The organism is Cupriavidus sp. 05N39, assembly GCF_056397325.1.
In genome coordinates, this window is record NZ_JBFTNE010000242.1 from 1 (window position 1) to 1,377 (window position 1,377).

Genomic DNA, 1,377 nt, shown 5'->3' on the forward strand with positions numbered 1-1,377 from the left:
TCCGCGGTAGAGCGATTGATCCGGAACCCATACGAGTTCGGATCGCTCGTCCCTTCGGACACCGGTTCCAGCGCCAGCAGGTATAACGCCTGCATGGCTCGATCCAACATGGTCGGAATGCCCAGAGGGCGCTCCTTTCCATTGGATTTGGGAATAAAGACCCTCCTTAATGGCTTGGGTCGATACCCCCGGCGCTTCAACCGCCCAATGGCTTCCCATCGGACTTCAGGCGAGTTCCACTGTTCGCGGTCAACACCTACCGTCCGCGCACCTTGGTTCTCCGTCACTCGTCGTACCGCCGATGCCTTGGCGGACCACGAGCGGGTCARAGACCGTTGCAGGGCTTTCACCCGGCGCCAGTCCCCTTCCTGTGTTGCCTTCGCAATTCGAATCTGCATTGCTCGAACGTTCCGTTCGACACGGCGCCAATTGATGTCGCCCCATCGTTGCGGTACGCCGGAGGGCGCAGATTCATCCTYRCGGATCAATGCTTCCATGCTGCTCTCCTATCTTGAGGATCTTCCCCAAAATCAAGAGACAACATGCCCCTTGAGGGACAGTTGCCCCTCAAGGGAAGAAARTTKAAACAAGCGAGTTCAGTCAGCCGTCTTGCGACGAAAGACCAGTTGGAAGTCTGCCCGCTTTCGCGTGGGATGATGYTTCAACCCCTATCCGAACCATTACAGCCCGGCATTCGCTTTTTCCAAYCTCCCATACCCGCACAGCCAACAGCGTTCCTTGCGGTTCGCCTGCCTGAGCCAACTGCGCTTCGGCAGCCATACGGGCTTACCACGTTCCCTGCACGTTACACGACCGGGTTAGGGCCTGCCTCTTCGCCGGTGGTCTGATGACGACGTATCCCGAGATTCCAGCGGGATAACCGACCACACACCTTTTGGTTAGTGCCTAACAGCAGCTTTGGCACCGCAATGCTCACGGCGTTTATCAGCAGTTCACTTACATTACCCATACCAGCCAGCCTAGCACCTCAACCCCGTTGCTGCTTGGAGTCTCTGCCCACCTGCCTCACGGCGTGTGGACACCCTTGCGGGGGTTACGTTGTCAGGAGAGCTTCACACCCCACCGTTACCAGTGACGCATGTCTCCCTAGGCTACTGCTAGTCGCATAGCAGGTTCTCTATCAGAGCCACCCTCACGGGTGAGTCCGACCGAACCATAACGCGCAGAGCTTACGCTCCGGGACCTCACTTCCCTACTTCACGTGCTCCTCTACTAGCGAGCGCTTGACGGCGGTGTACTCTCGCGAGTGCCTACCGTCCCAAAGAGCCTAGCGCCAGTCCATCCGGACCGGTTTGAATGCTATGTAGCATCTATACAACATACTCCGTTGCATAGCCACCCGCCTCTCCGTGGAGG

Annotated in this window: 1 protein-coding gene; it reads right to left on the bottom strand. The window is 57.8% G+C overall.

Annotated features, from left to right (window positions below):
- The coding region (locus tag AC1DN0_RS41030) for a reverse transcriptase N-terminal domain-containing protein (RefSeq protein ID WP_477146611.1) at positions 1-497 on the bottom strand (497 nt) is incomplete at its 3' end.
- Between the last annotated feature and the right edge of the window lie 880 nt (positions 498-1,377).